Raw genomic sequence first — 17776 nt, 5'->3', positions numbered from 1 at the left:
TCAGTGCACTTCCTTGAGTTCACGGTAGGCGGCCACGAGGGCGGCGGTGGAGGGGTCGAGGCCGGGGACGGAAGCGCCCTCGGTCAGGGCGGGTTCGACGCGCTTGGCGAGGACCTTGCCCAGTTCCACGCCCCACTGGTCGAAGGAGTCGATGTTCCAGATCGCGCCCTGCACGAACACCTTGTGCTCGTAGAGGGCGATGAGCTGACCGAGGACCGACGGGGTCAGCTCGGTGGCGAGCACCGTCGTGGTGGGGTGGTTGCCGGCGAAGGTGCGGTGCGGGACCTGCTCCTCGGGCACGCCCTCCGCGCGGACCTCCTCCGCCGTCCGGCCGAAGGCGAGCGCCTGGCCCTGCGCGAACAGGTTCGCCATCAACAGGTCGTGCTGCGCCTTGAGTTCGTCGTTCAGTTCAGCGACGGGACGGACGAACCCGATCAGGTCGGCCGGGATCATCTTGGTGCCCTGGTGGATCAACTGGTAGTAGGCGTGCTGCCCGTTGGTGCCGGGCGTGCCCCACACCACGGGACCGGTCTGCCACTGCACGGGCCGGCCCTCGCGGTCCACCGACTTGCCGTTGGACTCCATGTCGAGCTGCTGGAGATAGGCGGTGAACTTCGACAGGTAGTGCGAGTACGGCAGCACCGCGTGCGACTGAGCGTCCAGGAAACCGCCGTACCAGACGCCCAACAGGCCCAGGATCAGCGGGGCGTTGAACTCGGCGTCGGCGTTGCGGAAGTGGTCGTCGACGATCCTGAACCCGTCGAGCAGCTCCCGGAACCGCTCCGGGCCGATGGCGATCATCAGCGAGAGCCCGATCGCCGAGTCGAAGGAGTAGCGGCCGCCGACCCAGTCCCAGAACTCGAACATGTTGTCCGGGTCGATGCCGAAGCCGGCGACCTTCTCGGCGTTCGTCGACAGTGCCACGAAGTGCTTCGCGACCGCCTTCTCGTCGCCTCCGAGTCCGTCGAGGAGCCAGGAGCGCGCCGAGGTGGCGTTGGTGATCGTCTCGATCGTCGTGAACGTCTTGGACGCCACGATGAACAGCGTCTCGGCCGGGTCCAGGTCCCGCACCGCCTCGTGCAGGTCCGCGCCGTCCACGTTGGACACGAACCGGAACGTCAACTCCCGTTCCGTGTAGGCGCGCAGCGCCTCGTATGCCATGGCCGGGCCCAGGTCGGAGCCGCCGATGCCGATGTTGACGACGTTGCGGATACGGCGGCCGGTGTGCCCGGTCCACTCGCCGGAGCGCACCCGGCGGGCGAAGCCGCTCATCCTGTCCAGCACGGCGTGCACCTCGGGCACGACGTTCTCGCCGTCGACCTCGATCACCGCGTCGGCCGGGGCGCGCAGCGCCGTGTGCAGCACGGCCCGGTCTTCGGTGATGTTGATCCGCTCCCCGCGGAACATGGCGTCGCGCAGGCCGAACACGTCGGTGGCGACGGCGAGTTCGCGCAGCAGGGCGAGGGTCTCGTCGGTGACCAGGTTCTTGGAGTAGTCGATGCGCAGATCGCCCACGCGCACCACGTACCGCTCGGCTCGCCCGGGGTCCTCGGCGAACAGCTCGCGCAGGTGCGCTTGCCACCCGGCGCGGTGGTCCGCCAGGGCGGTCCACTCGGGCCGCTGGGTGAGCAGGGGGGAGTCAGGCATGGGAGACGGCCTCCTCGGCGTTCTCGCCGCGCAGGGCGACGGCGTACATCTCGTCGGCGTCGAGGCGCCGCAGCTCCTCGGCGATCAGTTCGGAGGTGGCGCGCACCTTCAGGGCGAGGGTGCGCGAGGGCTGGCCCGGCAGGGTCAGCGTGGCGAGCGGGCCCTCGGGGCGGTCGATGAGGATCTCCCCGTTCTCGGTGCCGAGCCGCACGGCCGTGACGACCGGGCCCGCGGTGACGACCCGCTCGGCGGACACGTTCAGCCGGGCCTCCAGCCAGCGGGCGAGCAGTTCGGCGCTCGGGTTGTCCGCCTCGCTCTCCACGGCAGCCGAGACGATCGGCACCCGCGCCTGGTCCAGCGCCGCCGCCAGCATCGAACGCCACGGCGTCAGCCGGGTCCACGCGAGGTCGGTGTCGCCGGGCGCGTACGACTTCACGCGCGCCTCCAGCGCCTGGAGGGGCTGCTCGACGGCGTACATGTCGGTGATCCGGCGCTGCGCCAGCGCCCCCAGCGGGTCCTTCGCGGGGTTCACGGGCGCGTCCACCGGCCACCACACGACGACCGGGGCGTCCGGCAGCAGCAGCGGCAGGACCACGGAGTCGGCGTGGTCGGACACCTCGCCGTAGGTCCGCAGCACGACCGTCTCGCCGGTGCCCGCGTCCGCGCCCACCCGCACCTCGGCGTCCAGGTGGGAGTTGGTGCGCTCGCGCGGGTTGCGGGCGTGCCGCTTGATGACGACCAGGGTGCGCGAGGGGTGCTCGTGCGAGGCCTCCTCGGCCGCCTTGATCGAGTCGTAGGCGTTCTCCTCGTCCGTGACGATGACCATCGTCAGGACCATGCCCACGGCCGGTGTGCCGATGGCGCGGCGACCCCGCACCAGCGCCTTGTTGATCTTGCTTGCCGTGGTGTCGGTCAGGTCGATCTTCATGGCCTGCGCCAGCTCCGTCCGTCTCGTGCGAGCATCTCGTCGGCTTCCTCGGGTCCCCAGCTGCCCGACGCGTACCGGGCCGGCCTGCCGTGGGCGGTCCAGTACTCCTCGATCGGGTCGAGGATCTTCCAGGACTCTTCCACTTCCTGGTGGCGCGGGAACAGGTTGGCGTCGCCGAGCAGCACGTCCAGGATGAGCCGCTCGTACGCCTCCGGGCTGGACTCCGTGAAGGACTCGCCGTACGCGAAGTCCATGGAGACGTCCCGGATCTCCATCGACGTGCCGGGCACCTTGGAGCCGAAGCGGACCGTCACGCCCTCGTCCGGCTGTACCCGGATGACGATGGCGTTCTCGCCCAGCTCCTCGGTGGCGGTGGAGTCGAAGGGGGAGTGCGGGGCGCGCTGGAAGACGACCGCGATCTCGGTGACGCGCCGGCCGAGCCGCTTGCCGGTGCGCAGATAGAACGGCACGCCCGCCCAGCGGCGGTTGTCGACGTTCAGCCGGACGGCGGCGTACGTGTCCGTCGTCGAGGCCGGGTCGATGCCGTCCTCCTCCAGATAGCCGCGCACCTTCTCGCCGCCCTGCCACGCGCCCGCGTACTGGCCGCGGACCGTGTGCTGGCCCAGCTCCTCCGGCAGCTTCACCGCCTTGAGGACCTTCAGCTTCTCGGTGAGCAGGGAGGCCGCGTCGAAGGAGGCGGGCTCCTCCATCGCGGTCAGCGCCATCAGCTGGAGCAGGTGGTTCTGGATGACGTCACGCGCCGAGCCGATGCCGTCGTAGTAGCCGGCCCGGCCGCCGATGCCGATGTCCTCGGCCATCGTGATCTGCACATGGTCGACGAACGAGCGGTTCCAGATCGGCTCGAACAACTGGTTGGCGAAGCGCAGCGCCAGGATGTTCTGGACGGTCTCCTTGCCCAGGTAGTGGTCGATGCGGAACACCTGGTCCGGCTCGAACACGTCGTGCACGACCGCGTTCAGCTCGCGCGCGCTGGCCAGGTCGTGCCCGAACGGCTTCTCGATGACCGCCCGCCGCCAGGAGCCCTCCGGCGCCTTGGCCAGGTGGTGCTTCTTGAGCTGCTCGACCACCTTGGGGAAGAACTTCGGCGGCACCGACAGATAGAAGGCGAAGTTGCCGCCCGTGCCGCGGGAGGAGTCCAGCTCGTCGACGGCGTCGCGCAGCTGCTTGAACGCCGTGTCGTCGTCGAAGTCGCCGGGCACGAACCGCATGCCCTCGGCGAGCTGCTGCCAGACCTCCTCACGGAACGGGGTGCGCGCGTGCTCGCGCACCGCGTCGTGGACGACCTGAGCGAAGTCCTGGTCCTCCCAGTCTCGGCGGGCGAAGCCGACGAGCGAGAAGCCCGGCGGCAGCAGTCCGCGGTTGGCGAGGTCGTAGACCGCCGGCATCAGCTTCTTGCGGGACAGGTCGCCGGTCACGCCGAAGATGACGAGCCCCGACGGTCCCGCGATCCGCGGCAGCCGCCGGTCGCGGGGGTCCCTGAGCGGATTGCTCCACACCCGTGCGTTCATTCCGCGTCAACTCCCTTGCTGTCGAGCGACTTCGTGACCGCGTTCAGAAGGTCCTGCCACGCCGCCTCGAACTTGGCGACGCCCTCGTGCTCCAGCCGGGTGACGACCTCGTCGTAGGAGACACCGAGCGCCTCCACGGCGGCCAGGTCGGCGCGGGCCTGGGCGTAGCCGCCGCTGACGGTGTCGCCGGTGATCCGGCCGTGGTCGGCGGTGGCGGCGAGCGTGGCCTCCGGCATGGTGTTGACGGTGCCCGGGGCGACCAGCTCGTCCACGTACAGGGTGTCCTTGTAGGCGGGGTCCTTCACCCCGGTCGACGCCCACAGCGGACGCTGCTTGTTCGCCCGCGCGCCGCCGAGGGCGGTCCAGCGCCGCCCGGACGGCGTCGAGGCGCCGGCGGAGCCGAACACCTCCTCGTACGCCTGGTAGGCCAGACGGGCGTTGGCGAGCGCGGCCCGGCCGCGCAGCGCGAGGGCCTCGTCCGTGCCGAGGACCGTCAGCCGCTTGTCGATCTCGGCGTCGACGCGGGAGACGAAGAAGGAGGCGACGGAGTGGATCTGGGCGAGGTCCAGGCCCTTCGCGGCGGCCTTCTCCAGACCGGCCAGGTAGGCGTCCATGACCTCGCGGTAGCGCTCCAGCGAGAAGATCAGCGTGACGTTGACGCTGATGCCGAGGGCGGTCACCTCGGTGATCGCCGGGAGACCGGCCTGCGTCGCCGGGATCTTGATCATCACGTTGGGGCGGTCGACCAGCCAGGCGAGCTGCTTGGCCTCGGCGACCGTGGCCGCGGTGTCATGGGCGAGCCGGGGGTCGACCTCGATGGAGACCCGGCCGTCGCGGCCCCCGGTGGCGGTGTGCACGGGCAGCAGGACGTCGGCGGCGGCACGCACGTCCGCGGTCGTCATCATCCGCACGGCCTCGTCGACCGTGACGCCCCGCGCGGCGAGGTCGGTGAGCTGCTCCTCGTAGCCCTCTCCGGAGCCGATGGCGGCCTGGAAGATGGACGGGTTGGTGGTGACGCCGACGACGTGCCGGGTGGCGACGAGTTCGGCGAGGTCGCCGGAGGTGATCCGCCCGCGCGACAGGTCGTCGAGCCAGACGGACACGCCCTCCTCGGAGAGACGCCGGAGCGCTCCCCCGGTGGCGGCTGTTTCGGTCACTGTGATCATCCTCTTTCCGGCGGTCGGATCAACCGCGCGCGGCAGCGGGCCCGGCGGCCTGATCGAGCGCGGCACGGGCCGCGGCGGCGACGTTGTCGGCGGTGAAGCCGTACTCGGCGAACAGGGTGTTCGCGTCGGCCGAGGCGCCGAAGTGTTCGAGGGAGACGATGCGTCCTGCGTCACCTACGAACCGGTACCACGTCAGGCCGATGCCCGCCTCGACGGCGACGCGGGCCTTCACGGACGGCGGCAGCACACTGTCCCGGTACTCACGCGGCTGCTCCTCGAACCACTCCACCGACGGCATCGACACCACCCGCGTCCCGATCCCCTCGGCCTCCAGCCGCTCCCGGGCGTCCACGGCGAGGTGCACCTCGGAGCCGGTGGCGACGATGACGACGTCCGGGGTCCCCTTCGAGGACTCCGCCAGGACGTAACCGCCCTTCGCCGCGTCCGGGTTCGGCGCGTACGTCGGCACGCCCTGCCGGGTGAGGGCGAGGCCGTGCGGGGCCGGACGGGTGGCGTGCCGCTTCAGGATCTCGGCCCAGACGATCGCCGTCTCGTTGGCGTCGGCGGGGCGCACGACATTGAGGCCCGGGACGGCGCGCAGCGAGGCGAGGTGCTCGACGGGCTGGTGGGTGGGGCCGTCCTCGCCGAGCCCGACGGAGTCGTGCGTCCACACATAGGTGACCGGCAGCTGCATCAGGGCGGACATCCGGACGGCGTTGCGCATGTAGTCGGAGAACACCAGGAAGGTGCCGCCGTAGACACGGGTGTTGCCGTGCAGGGCGATGCCGTTCATCTCGGCCGCCATCGAGAACTCGCGGACGCCGAAGTGGAGGGTGCGGCCGTACGGGTCGGCCTCGGGCAGCGGGTTGCCCTCGGGCAGGAACGACGAGGACTTGTCGATGGTGGTGTTGTTGGAGCCGGCCAGGTCGGCGGAGCCGCCCCACAGCTCGGGGACGACCGCGCCCAGCGACTGGAGCACCTTGCCGGAGGCGGCGCGGGTGGCGACCGACTTGCCCTCCTCGAAGACGGGCAGCGCGTCCTCCCAGCCCTCGGGGAGCTGACCGGCGACGACGCGGTCGAAGAGCTCGGCGCGCTCGGGTTCGGCGCCGCGCCAGACGGCGAGCCGCTTGTCCCAGGCGGCGTGCGCCTCCGCGCCCCGGTCCAGGGCGGCGCGGGTGTGCGCGAGGACGTCGTCGGCGACCTCGAAGGAGCGCTCGGGGTCGAAGCCGAGGATCCGCTTGGTGGCGGCCACCTCGTCCTCGCCGAGCGCGGAGCCGTGGGAGGCCCCGGTGTTCCGCGCGTTCGGGGCCGGCCAGGCGATGATCGTGCGCATGGCGACGATGGAGGGGCGGCCGGTCTCCGCCCGCGCCGCCTCCAGGGCCGCGTGCAGCGCGTGCACGTCGACGTCGCCGTCCTCCCGCGGCTCGATGCGCTGGGTGTGCCAGCCGTAGGCCTCGTAGCGCTTCAGCACGTCTTCGGAGAAGGCGGTCGAGGTGTCGCCCTCGATGGAGATGTGGTTGTCGTCGTAGAGGAAGACGAGGTTGCCGAGCCGCTGGTGGCCGGCGAGGGAGGAGGCCTCCGCGGAGACGCCCTCCTGGAGGTCGCCGTCGGAGACGATCGCCCAGATCGTGTGGTCGAAGGGGGAGTCGCCCTCGGGGGCCCGCGGGTCGAACAGACCGCGCTCGTAGCGGGCGGCCATCGCCATCCCGACGGCGTTGGCGACGCCCTGGCCGAGCGGCCCGGTGGTGGTCTCCACACCGGCCGTGTGGCCGTACTCGGGATGCCCCGGCGTCCTGGACCCGTGGGTGCGGAACGCCTTGAGGTCGTCGAGCTCGACCTCGTAGCCGGACAGGAACAGCTGGGTGTAGAGCGTCAGCGAGGTGTGGCCCGGGGACAGGACGAAGCGGTCACGTCCCGTCCACTCCGGATCCGCGGGATCGTGCCGCATCACCTTCTGAAAGATCGTGTACGCGGCAGGGGCCAGGGCCATCGCCGTGCCGGGGTGACCGTTGCCGACCTTCTGCACGGCGTCGGCGGCCAGGACGCGGGCCGTGTCGACGGCGCGCCGGTCCAGGTCGGTCCACTCGAAGCTGTTCGTGGTCTGCGTGCTCATCTTCAAGAAATCCTCGATAGGAGCCGGTTCTTGGTGCTACGCGTTCAAACTTAAAAGTCTGACTTTTACGGGGGAAGGTCAGCCTGTGTCAGCCTGTGGTGAAAGTGGGACACGGACCGCGGCAGCGGAGCAGCACAAGAAGGACATGGTGGATACAAGTACCCAGGACGACGCCGATGACGGGATCAGAACCTTCCCCTTCCCCGTCGAACTGAGCGTCGGCGGCGTCGGCATGCAGGTCGGCCCCATGGGAACGGGCCGCACCTGGCACGCCGACGCACCGCTGGAACGCGTCCACCGGATCGACTTCCACGTCGTGCTGCTCTTCACCGACGGCCCCGTCCGTCACATGGTCGACTTCCACGAGTACGAGGCGACCGCCGGCGACGTCCTGTGGATCCGCCCGGGACAGGTCCACCGCTTCTCCCGGGCCGGCGAGTACCGCGGAACCGCCCTGACCATGCAGCCCGGCTTCCTGCCCCGCGCCACCGTCGAGGCGGCGGGCCTGTACCGCTACGACCTGCCGCCGCTGCTCCACCCCGACGCGGCCCAGTCGGACGGTCTGCGCGCCGCCCTCGCCCAACTGCGGCGCGAGTACGAGGACAGCGCGACCCTGCCTCCCGGCCTGCACACCTCGGTGCTGCGGCACTCCCTGACCGCGTTCCTGCTGCGCCTCGCGCACCTCGCGGCCAGTTCCGCCGAGGCGGCCCGCCGCCAGGCCGACACCACGTTCACCCTCTTCCGGGAGGCCGTGGAGAGGGACTTCGCCACCGTGCACAGCGTCAGCGCCTACGCCGACGCGCTCGGTTACTCCCGCCGCACCCTCGTCCGCGCGGTCCGCGCCGCGACCGGCGAGACGCCCAAGGGCTTCATCGACAAGCGGGTCGTCCTGGAGGCCAAGCGCCTGCTGGCCCACACCGACCTGCCCATCGGCCGCGTCGGCGCGGCGGTGGGCTTCCCCGACCCGGCGAACTTCTCCAAGTTCTTCCACCAGCACACGGACACGACACCGGCGGCGTTCCGCGCGGACTTGCGCTGAAACGCCGCCGGGTGCCGGGCTGTTCAGGCCGTGGACGGGCCGAACCCTTCTGTCACCGGCCGAAGTTGAACCAGTTCACGTTCACGAAGTCGGCCGGCTGGCCGCTGGTGAAGGTGAGGTAGACGTCGTGGGTGCCGGTGACGGAGGCGATGTTCGCCGGGATCGTCCGCCAGGACTGCCAGCCGCCGGTGTTGCCGACGGCGAAGCTGCCGACGGGCGCGTTGCTCCGGCTGTCGAGGCGGACCTCGACCAGGCCGCTCACGCCGCCGCCCGCGCCGCTCGCCACCCTGCAGACGAACTGACTCGCCGCCGTGGAGCCGAAGTTGACACCGCGGAAGAGCGCCCAGTCGCCGTTGGCGAGGGAGCCGATGTTCTGTCCGCCGCCGGTGTCGGTGGTGGTCTCGGTCGTCGTGCCGGACTGGCCGTCGTGGGACTCGGCCTGGATGGCGCTGTAGGCGTCACGGTTGCCGGTCGGGGGCGGGGTGGTACCGCCGGTGCCGCCCGCCGCCTGGAGGACCTGCACGTAGTCGACGACCATCGGCACGCCCGAGCGGGTGTCCGCGTCCAAGCCGCCGCCGAAGGCGTCGGGGAACGCGCCGCCCATCGCCACGTTCAGGATGATGAAGAAGCCGTGGTTGGTGGCGTTGTTCCAGGTCGTGGCGTCCACCTGGTTGGCGGTGACGGTGTGGAAGACGGCGCCGTCGACCGAGAAGCGGATCGCCTCCGGGGTCACCGAGCGGTCCCATTCCATCGTGTAGGTGTGGAAGCCGGACTGACAGGTGGTGTTGGGGCAGGCGGTGTAGTTGCCGAGGCCGCTGGTCTCGTTGCACGGGCCGCCCGGGTTGGTGCCGCAGTGCAGGGTCGCCCACACCCGGTTCAGGCCCTGGACGTTCTCCATGATGTCCAACTCGCCCACGGCGGGCCAGTTCTGGTAGTTGCCCCGGTAGGGCGCGCCCAGCATCCAGAACGCCGGCCAGTAGCCCTCGGCGGCGGTGCCGGTGACGTTGGGCATCTGAAGGCGGGCCTCGACGCGCAGCTTCCCGCCGGACGGGGGCTGGAAGTCGGTGCGGTTGGTCTCGATGCGGCCCGAGGTCCAGCGGCCGGCGGAGTCGCGCAGCGGGGTGATGCGCAGGTTGCCGTTGCCGTCGAGCGAGACGTTGCTCGTGCTGTTCGTCATCGTCTCGACCTCGCCCGTGCCCCAGTTCGCGGGGCCGCCGGGGTACGAAGTGCCGGTGGCGTACTGCCAGTTGGAGGTGCTGACGCCGGTGCCCGCGGCGCCGTTGAAGTCGTCGAGGAAGACCTGCGTCCAGCCCGTCGGGGGCGTGGGCGCGGCGGCGTCGGCGGGCAGGGTGACGGCCGTGGCGGCGAGGGCCGCGAGACCCAGGGTGCTCAGGACGGCGGCGAACGCCCGCCGCAGGGGGCGCCGCCGTCCGCGGGGGGTGCCGGAGGTTTCACTCATGGGGTGTGCCTCTCGGGTACGGAGTGGGGGAGTGCGGGTGCCTTCGAGTACGCGAGGGGAGGGTGAGAGCGCTCTCAAAGTGGGCCCAATGTGCTCTCGGGCACTCCGGCCGTCAAGAGGTGAAACAGTGAAAGTCGTTCCGGGGCGGGCGGGTTCAGTCTGTGAATGGGGGAATCGACGGGGACGCCGGCCGCTGGGCTGGGCCGGCGGGCAGAATGTCCCCGTGGACCAACGCATCAGTGTGTCGATCTCGGTTGTCGGCGTCATGGCCAGCGCCCTCTTGCTCGTCGTCGGCGTGCGCGACTACGGCGACGGGGAGTCGGCCCTCTGGCCCGTGCTCGGAGCCTGCGTCTTCGGGATCGCCGCCTACACGCTCGTGCGTGACGTGCGGCAACTGCGCGCCCGGCGTCGCGGCTGAGGGAGGCTGTTCGGTGTGGGCGCCCTGCGGCGGACGACGGGTAGGTCAGCCCGGCTGCCAGCCCAGGGCGCGGGAGATTCCCCGGGCGGCGAGCCGCACCGCCGGTCGCAGCGCCGGGACCTGGGCGTCCGCGGCCGGCACGACCACCGACACCGCCGCCACCACCGTGCCGTCCGGCCCGCGCACCGGAGCGGCCACCGACAGGGCGTCGTCGGTCACCTGACGGTCGCTCACCGCCGTTCCGGTGCGCCGGACTTCGGCGAGCACCCGGCGCAACCGCGCGGGGTCGGCGATCGTGTGATCGGTGTAGGCGGACAACGGGGCCGCGCAGTAGGCCTCTTGAAGCTCCGGCCCGCCGTGTGCCAGCAGGACCAGTCCGACGCCGGTCACGTGCAGCGGCCAGCGCGCGCCGACGCGGATGCGCACGCCGACCGCCGAGTGCCCGGAGAGCCACTCGGTGTAGACGACCTCGGCGCCGTCCCGCACCGCCAGCTGCACGTTCTCGTGCGTGGCCTCGTACAGGTCCTCCAGGTAGGGCAGCGCCGCCTGGCGCAGGGCCAGCCCCCGCGGGGCGAGCGCCGCGACCTCCCACAGCCGCAGCCCCACGTGGTACGCGCCCACCGGGTCCCGCTCCAGCGCACCCCACTCGGTGAGGGCGGCCACGAGCCGGTGAGCGGTGGTGAGACTCAGCCCGGCCCGACGACTGATGTCGGTCAGCGACAACGCCGGATGAGCATGATCGAACGCGGCGAGCACGGCCAGCAGCCGGTCGGGGGCGGAGCGGGCGGAGGAGTTGGGGGCGGGGGGCGCGGGTGCGGACGGCGGCCTGGTCGTGGGCGGGGCGGGGTGTGTCACGGCGGCGCGGGCCGGTCCGGCGGCCGGGGCTGGGGCTGGAGCCGGGGTCGCGGGTGTGGTCGGCGGTCTCGTCGCGGCGGGCGTCGCGGTCGATGTCCCGGTCGGGGGGACCGCGGCGGCCCGTGACGGCGCGGCGGCCGGGGGCATGGCCGCCAGGGGCCTTTTCGGGGTCGTCGGCAAGGGGTTCCTCCTCCCCGTGCTGCGGCGAGACGGACGTCGTCCCCCTCCGTCGCGAAGTTAGGCAGACCGGCGAGCCGACGTCAATCGTCCGCACGACGCCGGCCGCACGACATCGGGCGCACGGCGTCGGCCAGGTTCTCGCTCGGCCGGGCCCTTGCTCAGCTGAGCCCGTCCTCCGCGACGCGCAGCAGCAGGGCGTGCAGCGTCTCGCGTTCGGCCGGGGCGAGCGGGGCCAGCAGTTCGTTGGTCACACGAAGCCCCGCCTCGTCGGTGCCGCGCAGGAACGCGCCGCCGGCCTCGGTCAGGACGACGATCCGGCTGCGGCGGTCGTCCGGGGCAGGCCGGCGCTCCGCGAAGCCCAGCTTTTCCAGGTCGTCAACCAGACCGACGATCGCGCTCGGGTCGTAGCCGAGCCGCGCGCTCAGTTCACGCTGGAGCGCGCCCTCGGCGGTGGCAAGGAAGCGCAGCACCGCGTAGTGGCGCAGGCGCAGCCCCGACTCCTGGAGGAACGTGTTGAACAACTGCCCCGAGCGCAGGCCGAGGCGGTAGAGGAGGTAGCCCGTGTCCGCGTGCAGCCCGCGCATCCACGGCTCCTCCGAGTCGATCGGGGTGGCGTTCACGGTGTCGTGCTGGCGGGCGATGGCGTGCTCCCTGGTCTCGGCGGCGGCGCGGGTACGTCGGCGGTGCGGGTTCGTCGTCGTACAGATTCCAGCATGACTCACCCGAAGGTCGACAACAACTATTGACGACAACAATTATTGCTCTTAGCTTCGATTCCGTAGCCGCACCACCCGTGTCACCGCGTGAAGGGACTCACCCGTGCCCACCATCGATCTCACCGGCAAGGTCGCCGTCGTCACCGGCAGCGGCCGGGGCCTCGGCCTCGCCTACGCGCACGCCCTGGCCGCCCACGGCGCCTCCGTGGTCGTCAACGACGTCGACGAGACCGTCGCCGAGCAGGCCGTGAAGTCCATCGTCGCGGCGGGCGGCGCCGCCGTCGCCGAGGTGGTGCCGGTCGGCACGACCGAGGCCGCGGACCGGCTCGTGGGCCGCGCGGTCGAGGAGTTCGGACGGCTCGACGTCCTGGTCACCAACGCCGGCATCCTGCGCGACAAGGTGCTGTGGAAGATGACCGACGACGACTTCGACGCGGTGATCGCCACCCACCTCAAGGGCACCTTCACCTGCGCCCGCGCCGCCGCCGTACGGATGCGCGAGCAGGGCGACGGCGGCAGCCTGATCCTGGTGGGCTCCCCGGCCGGACAGCGCGGCAACTTCGGGCAGACGAACTACGCCGCCGCCAAGGCCGGCATCGCCGCCTTCGCCCGCACCTGGGCCATGGAACTGGGCCGCGCGAACATCACCGTCAACGCGATCGTGCCGGTCGCCGCCACCGCGATGACCGAGACCATCCCCGCCTTCGCCCCGTACATCGAGGCCATGAAGAACGGCGAGCCGCTCCCGGACTTCCTGCGCAAGGGCGAGGGCTTCGGCACCCCCGAGGACTGCGCCGCGCTCGTGCCCTTCCTCGCCTCCGAGGCCGCCCGGGGCGTCACCGGCCAGGCCATCGGCATCGGCGGGGACAAGGTGGCACTCTGGTCGCATCCGCAGGAGATCCGCGCGGCCTACGCCGACGGCGGCTGGACCCCGGCGACCCTGGCCGACGCCTTCCCCACCTCGGTCGGCGCCGAGCTCCAGACGGTCGGCATCCCGGCGCCCAAGTTCCCGGAGGCGTGAGCCATGACGAGCATCGACGTCGAGGAACTCGTCGCGATCGACGTCCACACCCACGCCGAGGTGTCCTCCAAGGGGCACTCCTCGCTGGACGACGACCTGCACGACGCCTCCTCCGCCTACTTCAAGGTCGAGGGCAAGCGGAAGCCGACCATCGAGGAGACGGCCGCCTACTACCGCGAGCGGAAGATGGCCGCCGTGATCTTCACGGTGGACGCCGAGTCCGCCACGGGCACCCCGCCGGTGCCGAACGAGGAGGTCGCCGAGGCCGCCGCCGCCAACGCGGACGTCCTCATCCCCTTCGCCTCCATCGACCCCTTCCGGGGCAAGGCGGGCGTGCGGCAGGCCCGCCGGCTGGTCGAGGAGTACGGGGTCAAGGGCTTCAAGTTCCACCCCAGCATCCAGGGCTTCTTCCCCAACGACCGCGCGGTCGCCTACGACCTCTACGAGGTGATCGAGGAGACCGGCTCCATCGCCCTCTTCCACACCGGGCAGACCGGCATCGGCGCGGGCGTCCCGGGCGGCGGCGGGATCCGGCTGAAGTACAGCAACCCCCTCCACGTGGACGACGTGGCCGCCGACTTCCCCCATCTGAAGATCATCCTGGCGCACCCGTCCTTCCCCTGGCAGGACGAGGCCCTCGCCGTCGCCACCCACAAGCCGGGCGTCCACATCGACCTGTCCGGCTGGTCGCCGAAGTACTTCCCGCCGCAGCTCGTGCAGTACGCCAACACCCTGCTCAAGGACAAGGTCCTCTTCGGCTCCGACTTCCCCGTCCTCACCCCCGACCGCTGGCTCGCCGACTTCGACAAGCTGACGATCAAGGACGAGGTGAAGCCGAAGATCCTCAAGGAGAACGCGGCCCGTCTGCTCGGGCTGACCACACCGTAAAGGGGCGTGAAGATGCGCAACGAGGGACTGGGGTCGTGGCCCGCACGCCGGGCCCGCAAGACCCCGCACCGCACCGCCCTGATCCACGGCGAGCAGTCGACCGACTACCGCACCCTGCACCTCCGCACCACACGCCTGGCCCACGCCCTGCGCGCCCGGGGCGTGCGCCGCGGCGACCGCATCGCCTACCTCGGCCCGAACCACCCCTCCTACCTGGAGACCCTGTTCGCGGCCGGTACCCTCGGCGCGGTCTTCGTCCCGCTCAACACCCGGCTGGCCGGCCCCGAGATCGCCTACCAGCTCGCCGACTCCGGCGCCAAGGCCCTCGTCTACGGCCCGGCCTACGCGGGCCTCGTCGCCGGACTGCCCGGCAGCACCGACGTACGGACCTACGTCGAGGTCGGCGCGGAGTACGAGGAGGCGCTCGCCGGAGCCAAGGACGAGCCCGTCGACGAGCCGGTCGGCGCCGACGACACCTGCATCATCATGTACACCTCGGGCACGACCGGCCGCCCCAAGGGCGCCATGCTCACGCACGGCAACCTGACCTGGAACGCGATCAACGTCCTCGTCGACACCGATCTGATCGCCGACGAACGCGCCCTCGTCTCCGCGCCGTTGTTCCACACGGCCGGGCTGAACATGCTGACGCTGCCGGTGCTGCTCAAGGGCGGCGCGTGCGTCCTGGTCGAGGCCTTCGACCCGGACGCCACCTTCGATCTGGTCGAACGGCACCGGATCACCTTCATGTTCGGCGTGCCGACCATGTTCGACCAGATCGCCCGCCACCCGCGCTGGCCGGACGCCGACCTGTCCTCGCTGCGCCTGCTGACCTGCGGCGGCTCCCCGGTCCCGACCCCGCTGATCGCGGCCTACCAGAAGCGCGGACTCACCTTCCTCCAGGGCTACGGCATGACCGAGGCCGCCCCCGGCACCCTCTTCCTGGACGCCGAGCACGCGATCAGCAAGGCGGGCTCGGCCGGCGTCCCGCACTTCTTCAGCGACGTCCGGGTCGTCCGGCCCGACCTGGCCCCCGTCGACGTCGACGAGACCGGCGAGGTGATCGTGCGCGGACCGCACGTCATGCCCGGCTACTGGGGGCTGCCCGAGGAGACGGCCGCCTCCTTCGCCGACGGCTGGTTCCGCAGCGGGGACGCGGCGAAGGTCGACGAGGACGGGTACGTCCACATCGTCGACCGCATCAAGGACATGATCATCTCGGGCGGGGAGAACATCTACCCCGCCGAGATCGAGGACCTGCTCCTCGGCCACCCCGACGTCGTCGAGTGCGCGGTCATCGGCGTGCGCGACGACAAGTGGGGCGAGGTGCCGCGCGCGGTCGTCGTGCCCCGCGAGGGCGCTTCGCTGGATCCCGACGAGGTGCTCGCGTCCCTCGTCGGCCGGCTCGCCAAGTACAAGATCCCCAAGTCGGTGGTGGTCGCGGACGAACTCCCGCGCACCGCCTCCGGAAAGCTCCTGAAAGCCCGGGTGCGGCAGCGCTTCGGCATCGACTCCTGACCTCGACTCGTAACTTCAACTCCCAGTTAAGGAAAGCCACATGGGCATCACCGTCAACGGCCTCGACGAACTCAAGAAGCTCGCCGGCAGCGACCTCGGCACGAGCGAGTGGATCGAGGTCACGCAGGAGCGCATCGACACGTTCGCCGACGCGACCGGGGACCACCAGTGGATCCACGTCGACCCCGAGCGCGCGAAGGACGGGCCCTTCGGCGCGCCCATCGCCCACGGGTATCTGACGCTCTCCCTGTTCATCCCGCTCTTCACCGAGCTGCTGGACGTGCAGGGCGTCACGACGAAGGTCAACTACGGCCTGAACAAGGTGCGGTTCCCCTCGCCGGTGAAGGTCGGTTCCCGGATCCGGCTGGTCGGCAAGCTGAGCGATGTCGAGGAGGTGCCGGGCGGGGTGCAGATCACCGTGGACGGGGCGATCGAGATCGACGGCGGTGGGAAGCCCGCCGCTGTTCTTCAGAGCCTCTCGCGCTTCTACGCGTGAGGCTCCGCCGGGTGCGCCGTAAAAGCGGGCGCCGTTGGGGCTTTGGTCGTGGGGGAGTGCGGGTTCAGTGTGGCTGATCGCGCAGTTCCCCGCGCCCCCTTGGGGCGCTTCAGTGAACTACGTCTATGAAGATCGGGTTGGTATAGAACCACGTGTCTGCCCACGGGTCTCCGTTGCCCGGGGCGTGGGGGATCGGGCCGTGGGGGTCGGTCGAGGCGCCCAGGTAGCCTGCGGCGTTGCGGTTGCCGTCGCTGCCTCGTAGGCGGATGTAGAAGGAGTCCTCGCCCACGGTCAGCGGGACGCGCAGGGTGTACGTGCCCTTGCGGCCGCTCACGTCCTTGGTCCAGGCGACCTTCGTGTCCGGGGCCCGCCAGCTGTCGCGGTCGGACGCCGGGCCGCGCACCGCGCCCCGGATCACGTCCACGTGCGCCAACTCGGGCAGGATCCCCTGGGGGTTGCGGCGGGTCGCGGAGGTCACCGTGATGTTCAGGGTGAGCTTCTCGCCCTTGCGGACGCGCAGTCGGCCGCCCAGGGTGACGCCCCGGCCGTCGCTGTGCTCACGCCGCAGGCGGACCTCCAGTCCGTCGAGCAGATGCCCGTGGTCCACCCAGACCCGCCCCTCGCGCAGGCCCGTCATCACCGCCCGGTAGCCGTGCCGGGTCACGCCCACGTGGGTGCGGCTGAACTGACCCGGCCAGAAGTCGCTGCCGGGCTGCGGGGTGTCGGTGTTCACCGGGTCCGGGAGCTTCCCGGTGCTGTCGAAGTTCTGGCCGGCCGGCCAGTCGCCGTTCTTCCAGGTGTCGAAGACGGTCCGGTGGTTGTCGGAGTTGGTGGTGATCGAGAACAGCCGGCCCTCCGCCAGCATCGCGTCCCACAGTCCACCGACCGTCGCGGTCGCCCAGTCGAAACCCCCGTACGTGAGGTAGGCGTCCGCCGGGTAGCCCGCCCAGGACTGCGCCGAGGGCTTGTTCTCGTACTCGCCCCGGATCGAGGTGGTGCCGCGCCAGCCGGGGATCGCCGCGCCCTGGGCGCCGGGCGCGCCCTCCATGCCGATCATGATCTCGGGGGCCGCGTCACGCCAGGCGCGCAGCTCGTGCGGGGAGTCGATGCCGAGGCGCAGCGGGTGGTTGGCGAGGACCAGGACGTCGTCCACGTAACCGGTGCGGCGCTGCTCGGCCAGCCACTGGAGGGCCTTCACGGCGTGGGCCTCGTTGCGGGCGGTGTCGGCCGCTCCGGCGGCGCCCTCGGTGTAGCCGAGCAGCTTGCCGTCGTAGGCGAGTTCGAACCGGGTGAGCAGGTCCACCTCGTGCGGGCCGGGCGCCGCGAACACCGTGCAGTGCTCGGCGGCCGGGATGTACCACTCCAGGCCCTGGAAGATCAGCTGGCGCGGGTTCTCGGCGCGCGCCTTGACTATCTCCTTGTGCTCCAGCGCGGCGCCGTAGCGGGCGTGCCCGAAGTTGGAGTGCTCGTTGAACACCATCCAGTCCAGGCCGTACCGGGCGGCGGCGCGGGCCTGCTGGGAGAAGGTGTACTTCGCGTCGTGGCTGTAGACGGAGTGGACGTGGTGGTCGCCGACGAGGTAGGCGAGCCGCGGGTCCTCGCCGCCGTAGCCCCGGCCCGCGGCGGCGGCGGCCGGGGCGGCGACGGCCGGGGCCGCCGCACCGCCCAGGGCGAACGCGGCCCCGAACAGGCCCGCGCGGCGCAGGAGTCCGCGCCGGGAGACGCCCTGGGCGTCGAGGTCGGCGGGGGAGACGGACGGGTCGGCCCAGGCGGGCAGTTGCTGCTCGGTCATCGAAGTCTCTC

Annotated in this window: 15 protein-coding genes; 6 read left to right on the top strand and 9 right to left on the bottom strand. The window is 71.3% G+C overall.

The window, feature by feature from the left end:
• Genes pgi through tkt form a run of 5 tightly spaced genes read right to left on the bottom strand, consistent with a single transcriptional unit; the run spans position 1 to position 7383 of the window.
• Positions 1–1647: a glucose-6-phosphate isomerase gene (pgi, locus tag ACFYX4_RS13390; protein WP_389330780.1), complete on the bottom strand. Its 1647-nt coding sequence runs from the start codon at positions 1645–1647 to the stop codon at positions 1–3.
• Complete coding sequence (opcA, locus tag ACFYX4_RS13385; protein WP_389330777.1) at positions 1640–2575, bottom strand: glucose-6-phosphate dehydrogenase assembly protein OpcA; 936 nt, start codon at positions 2573–2575, stop codon at positions 1640–1642. The genes pgi and opcA overlap by 8 nt, the downstream gene beginning before the upstream one ends.
• Positions 2572–4104, bottom strand: coding sequence for a glucose-6-phosphate dehydrogenase (zwf, locus tag ACFYX4_RS13380; RefSeq protein ID WP_389330773.1), 1533 nt, complete (start codon positions 4102–4104; stop codon positions 2572–2574). The genes opcA and zwf overlap by 4 nt, the downstream gene beginning before the upstream one ends.
• Positions 4101–5270 carry a transaldolase gene (gene tal, locus ACFYX4_RS13375; RefSeq protein WP_389330770.1) on the bottom strand — a complete coding sequence of 390 codons (1170 nt, stop codon included), beginning with the start codon at positions 5268–5270 and terminating at the stop codon, positions 4101–4103. Before tal ends, zwf begins: the two co-directional genes overlap by 4 nt.
• A 19-nt stretch (positions 5271–5289) precedes the next feature.
• Positions 5290–7383, bottom strand: a complete 2094-nt coding sequence (gene tkt, locus ACFYX4_RS13370) for a transketolase (protein WP_389330767.1) — start codon at positions 7381–7383, stop codon at positions 5290–5292.
• A gap of 145 nt (positions 7384–7528) precedes the next feature.
• On the opposite strand from tkt, the gene ACFYX4_RS13365 reads away from it, so the two are divergent.
• A complete protein-coding gene (locus ACFYX4_RS13365; RefSeq protein WP_389330764.1) occupies positions 7529–8422 on the top strand; it encodes a helix-turn-helix domain-containing protein in 894 nt (297 codons plus the stop codon).
• Positions 8423–8474: 52 nt separating this feature from the next.
• On the opposite strand, the gene ACFYX4_RS13360 is transcribed toward ACFYX4_RS13365, so the two are convergent.
• Positions 8475–9881 carry a glycoside hydrolase family 16 protein gene (locus tag ACFYX4_RS13360; protein WP_389330761.1) on the bottom strand — a complete coding sequence of 469 codons (1407 nt, stop codon included), beginning with the start codon at positions 9879–9881 and terminating at the stop codon, positions 8475–8477.
• Between the two features lie 223 nt (positions 9882–10104).
• On the opposite strand from ACFYX4_RS13360, the gene ACFYX4_RS13355 reads away from it, so the two are divergent.
• Positions 10105–10299, top strand: coding sequence for a hypothetical protein (locus tag ACFYX4_RS13355; RefSeq protein WP_389330758.1), 195 nt, complete (start codon positions 10105–10107; stop codon positions 10297–10299).
• A gap of 45 nt (positions 10300–10344) precedes the next feature.
• Here ACFYX4_RS13355 and ACFYX4_RS13350 read toward each other — a convergent pair whose 3' ends face one another.
• Both ACFYX4_RS13350 and ACFYX4_RS13345 read right to left on the bottom strand, forming a co-directional pair.
• Complete coding sequence (locus ACFYX4_RS13350; protein ID WP_389330755.1) at positions 10345–11154, bottom strand: IclR family transcriptional regulator; 810 nt, start codon at positions 11152–11154, stop codon at positions 10345–10347.
• Positions 11155–11492: 338 nt separating this feature from the next.
• Positions 11493–11918, bottom strand: a complete 426-nt coding sequence (locus ACFYX4_RS13345) for a MarR family winged helix-turn-helix transcriptional regulator (RefSeq protein WP_389331719.1) — start codon at positions 11916–11918, stop codon at positions 11493–11495.
• A 235-nt stretch (positions 11919–12153) separates the two neighbouring features.
• Here ACFYX4_RS13345 and ACFYX4_RS13340 point away from each other — a divergent pair, with 235 nt between their 5' ends.
• From ACFYX4_RS13340 to ACFYX4_RS13325, 4 genes are read left to right on the top strand one after another with little or no spacing between them, the layout of a single operon-like run.
• Positions 12154–13071 (top strand): SDR family NAD(P)-dependent oxidoreductase, encoded by a 918-nt coding sequence (locus ACFYX4_RS13340; RefSeq protein ID WP_389330752.1) that lies wholly within the window; start codon positions 12154–12156, stop codon positions 13069–13071.
• Positions 13072–13083: 12 nt separating this feature from the next.
• Positions 13084–13959, top strand: coding sequence for an amidohydrolase family protein (locus tag ACFYX4_RS13335; RefSeq protein ID WP_389331716.1), 876 nt, complete (start codon positions 13084–13086; stop codon positions 13957–13959).
• Positions 13960–13971: 12 nt separating this feature from the next.
• On the top strand, positions 13972–15477 hold the full coding sequence (locus ACFYX4_RS13330) for a long-chain fatty acid--CoA ligase (protein ID WP_389330749.1): 1506 nt from the start codon (positions 13972–13974) through the stop codon (positions 15475–15477).
• A gap of 40 nt (positions 15478–15517) precedes the next feature.
• Positions 15518–15973, top strand: a complete 456-nt coding sequence (locus tag ACFYX4_RS13325; protein ID WP_389330746.1) for a MaoC family dehydratase — start codon at positions 15518–15520, stop codon at positions 15971–15973.
• Positions 15974–16082: 109 nt separating this feature from the next.
• Here ACFYX4_RS13325 and ACFYX4_RS13320 read toward each other — a convergent pair whose 3' ends face one another.
• Positions 16083–17765, bottom strand: coding sequence for a histidinol-phosphatase (locus ACFYX4_RS13320; protein ID WP_389330743.1), 1683 nt, complete (start codon positions 17763–17765; stop codon positions 16083–16085).
• Between the last annotated feature and the right edge of the window lie 11 nt (positions 17766–17776).

Origin of the sequence: Streptomyces sp. NPDC002328, assembly GCF_042890065.1 — a bacterium.
In the GTDB taxonomy this organism is placed as follows: Bacteria; Actinomycetota; Actinomycetes; order Streptomycetales; family Streptomycetaceae; genus Streptomyces.
Note: the sequence above shows the minus strand (reverse complement) of the source record. Positions and strands in the feature narration are given on the sequence as shown.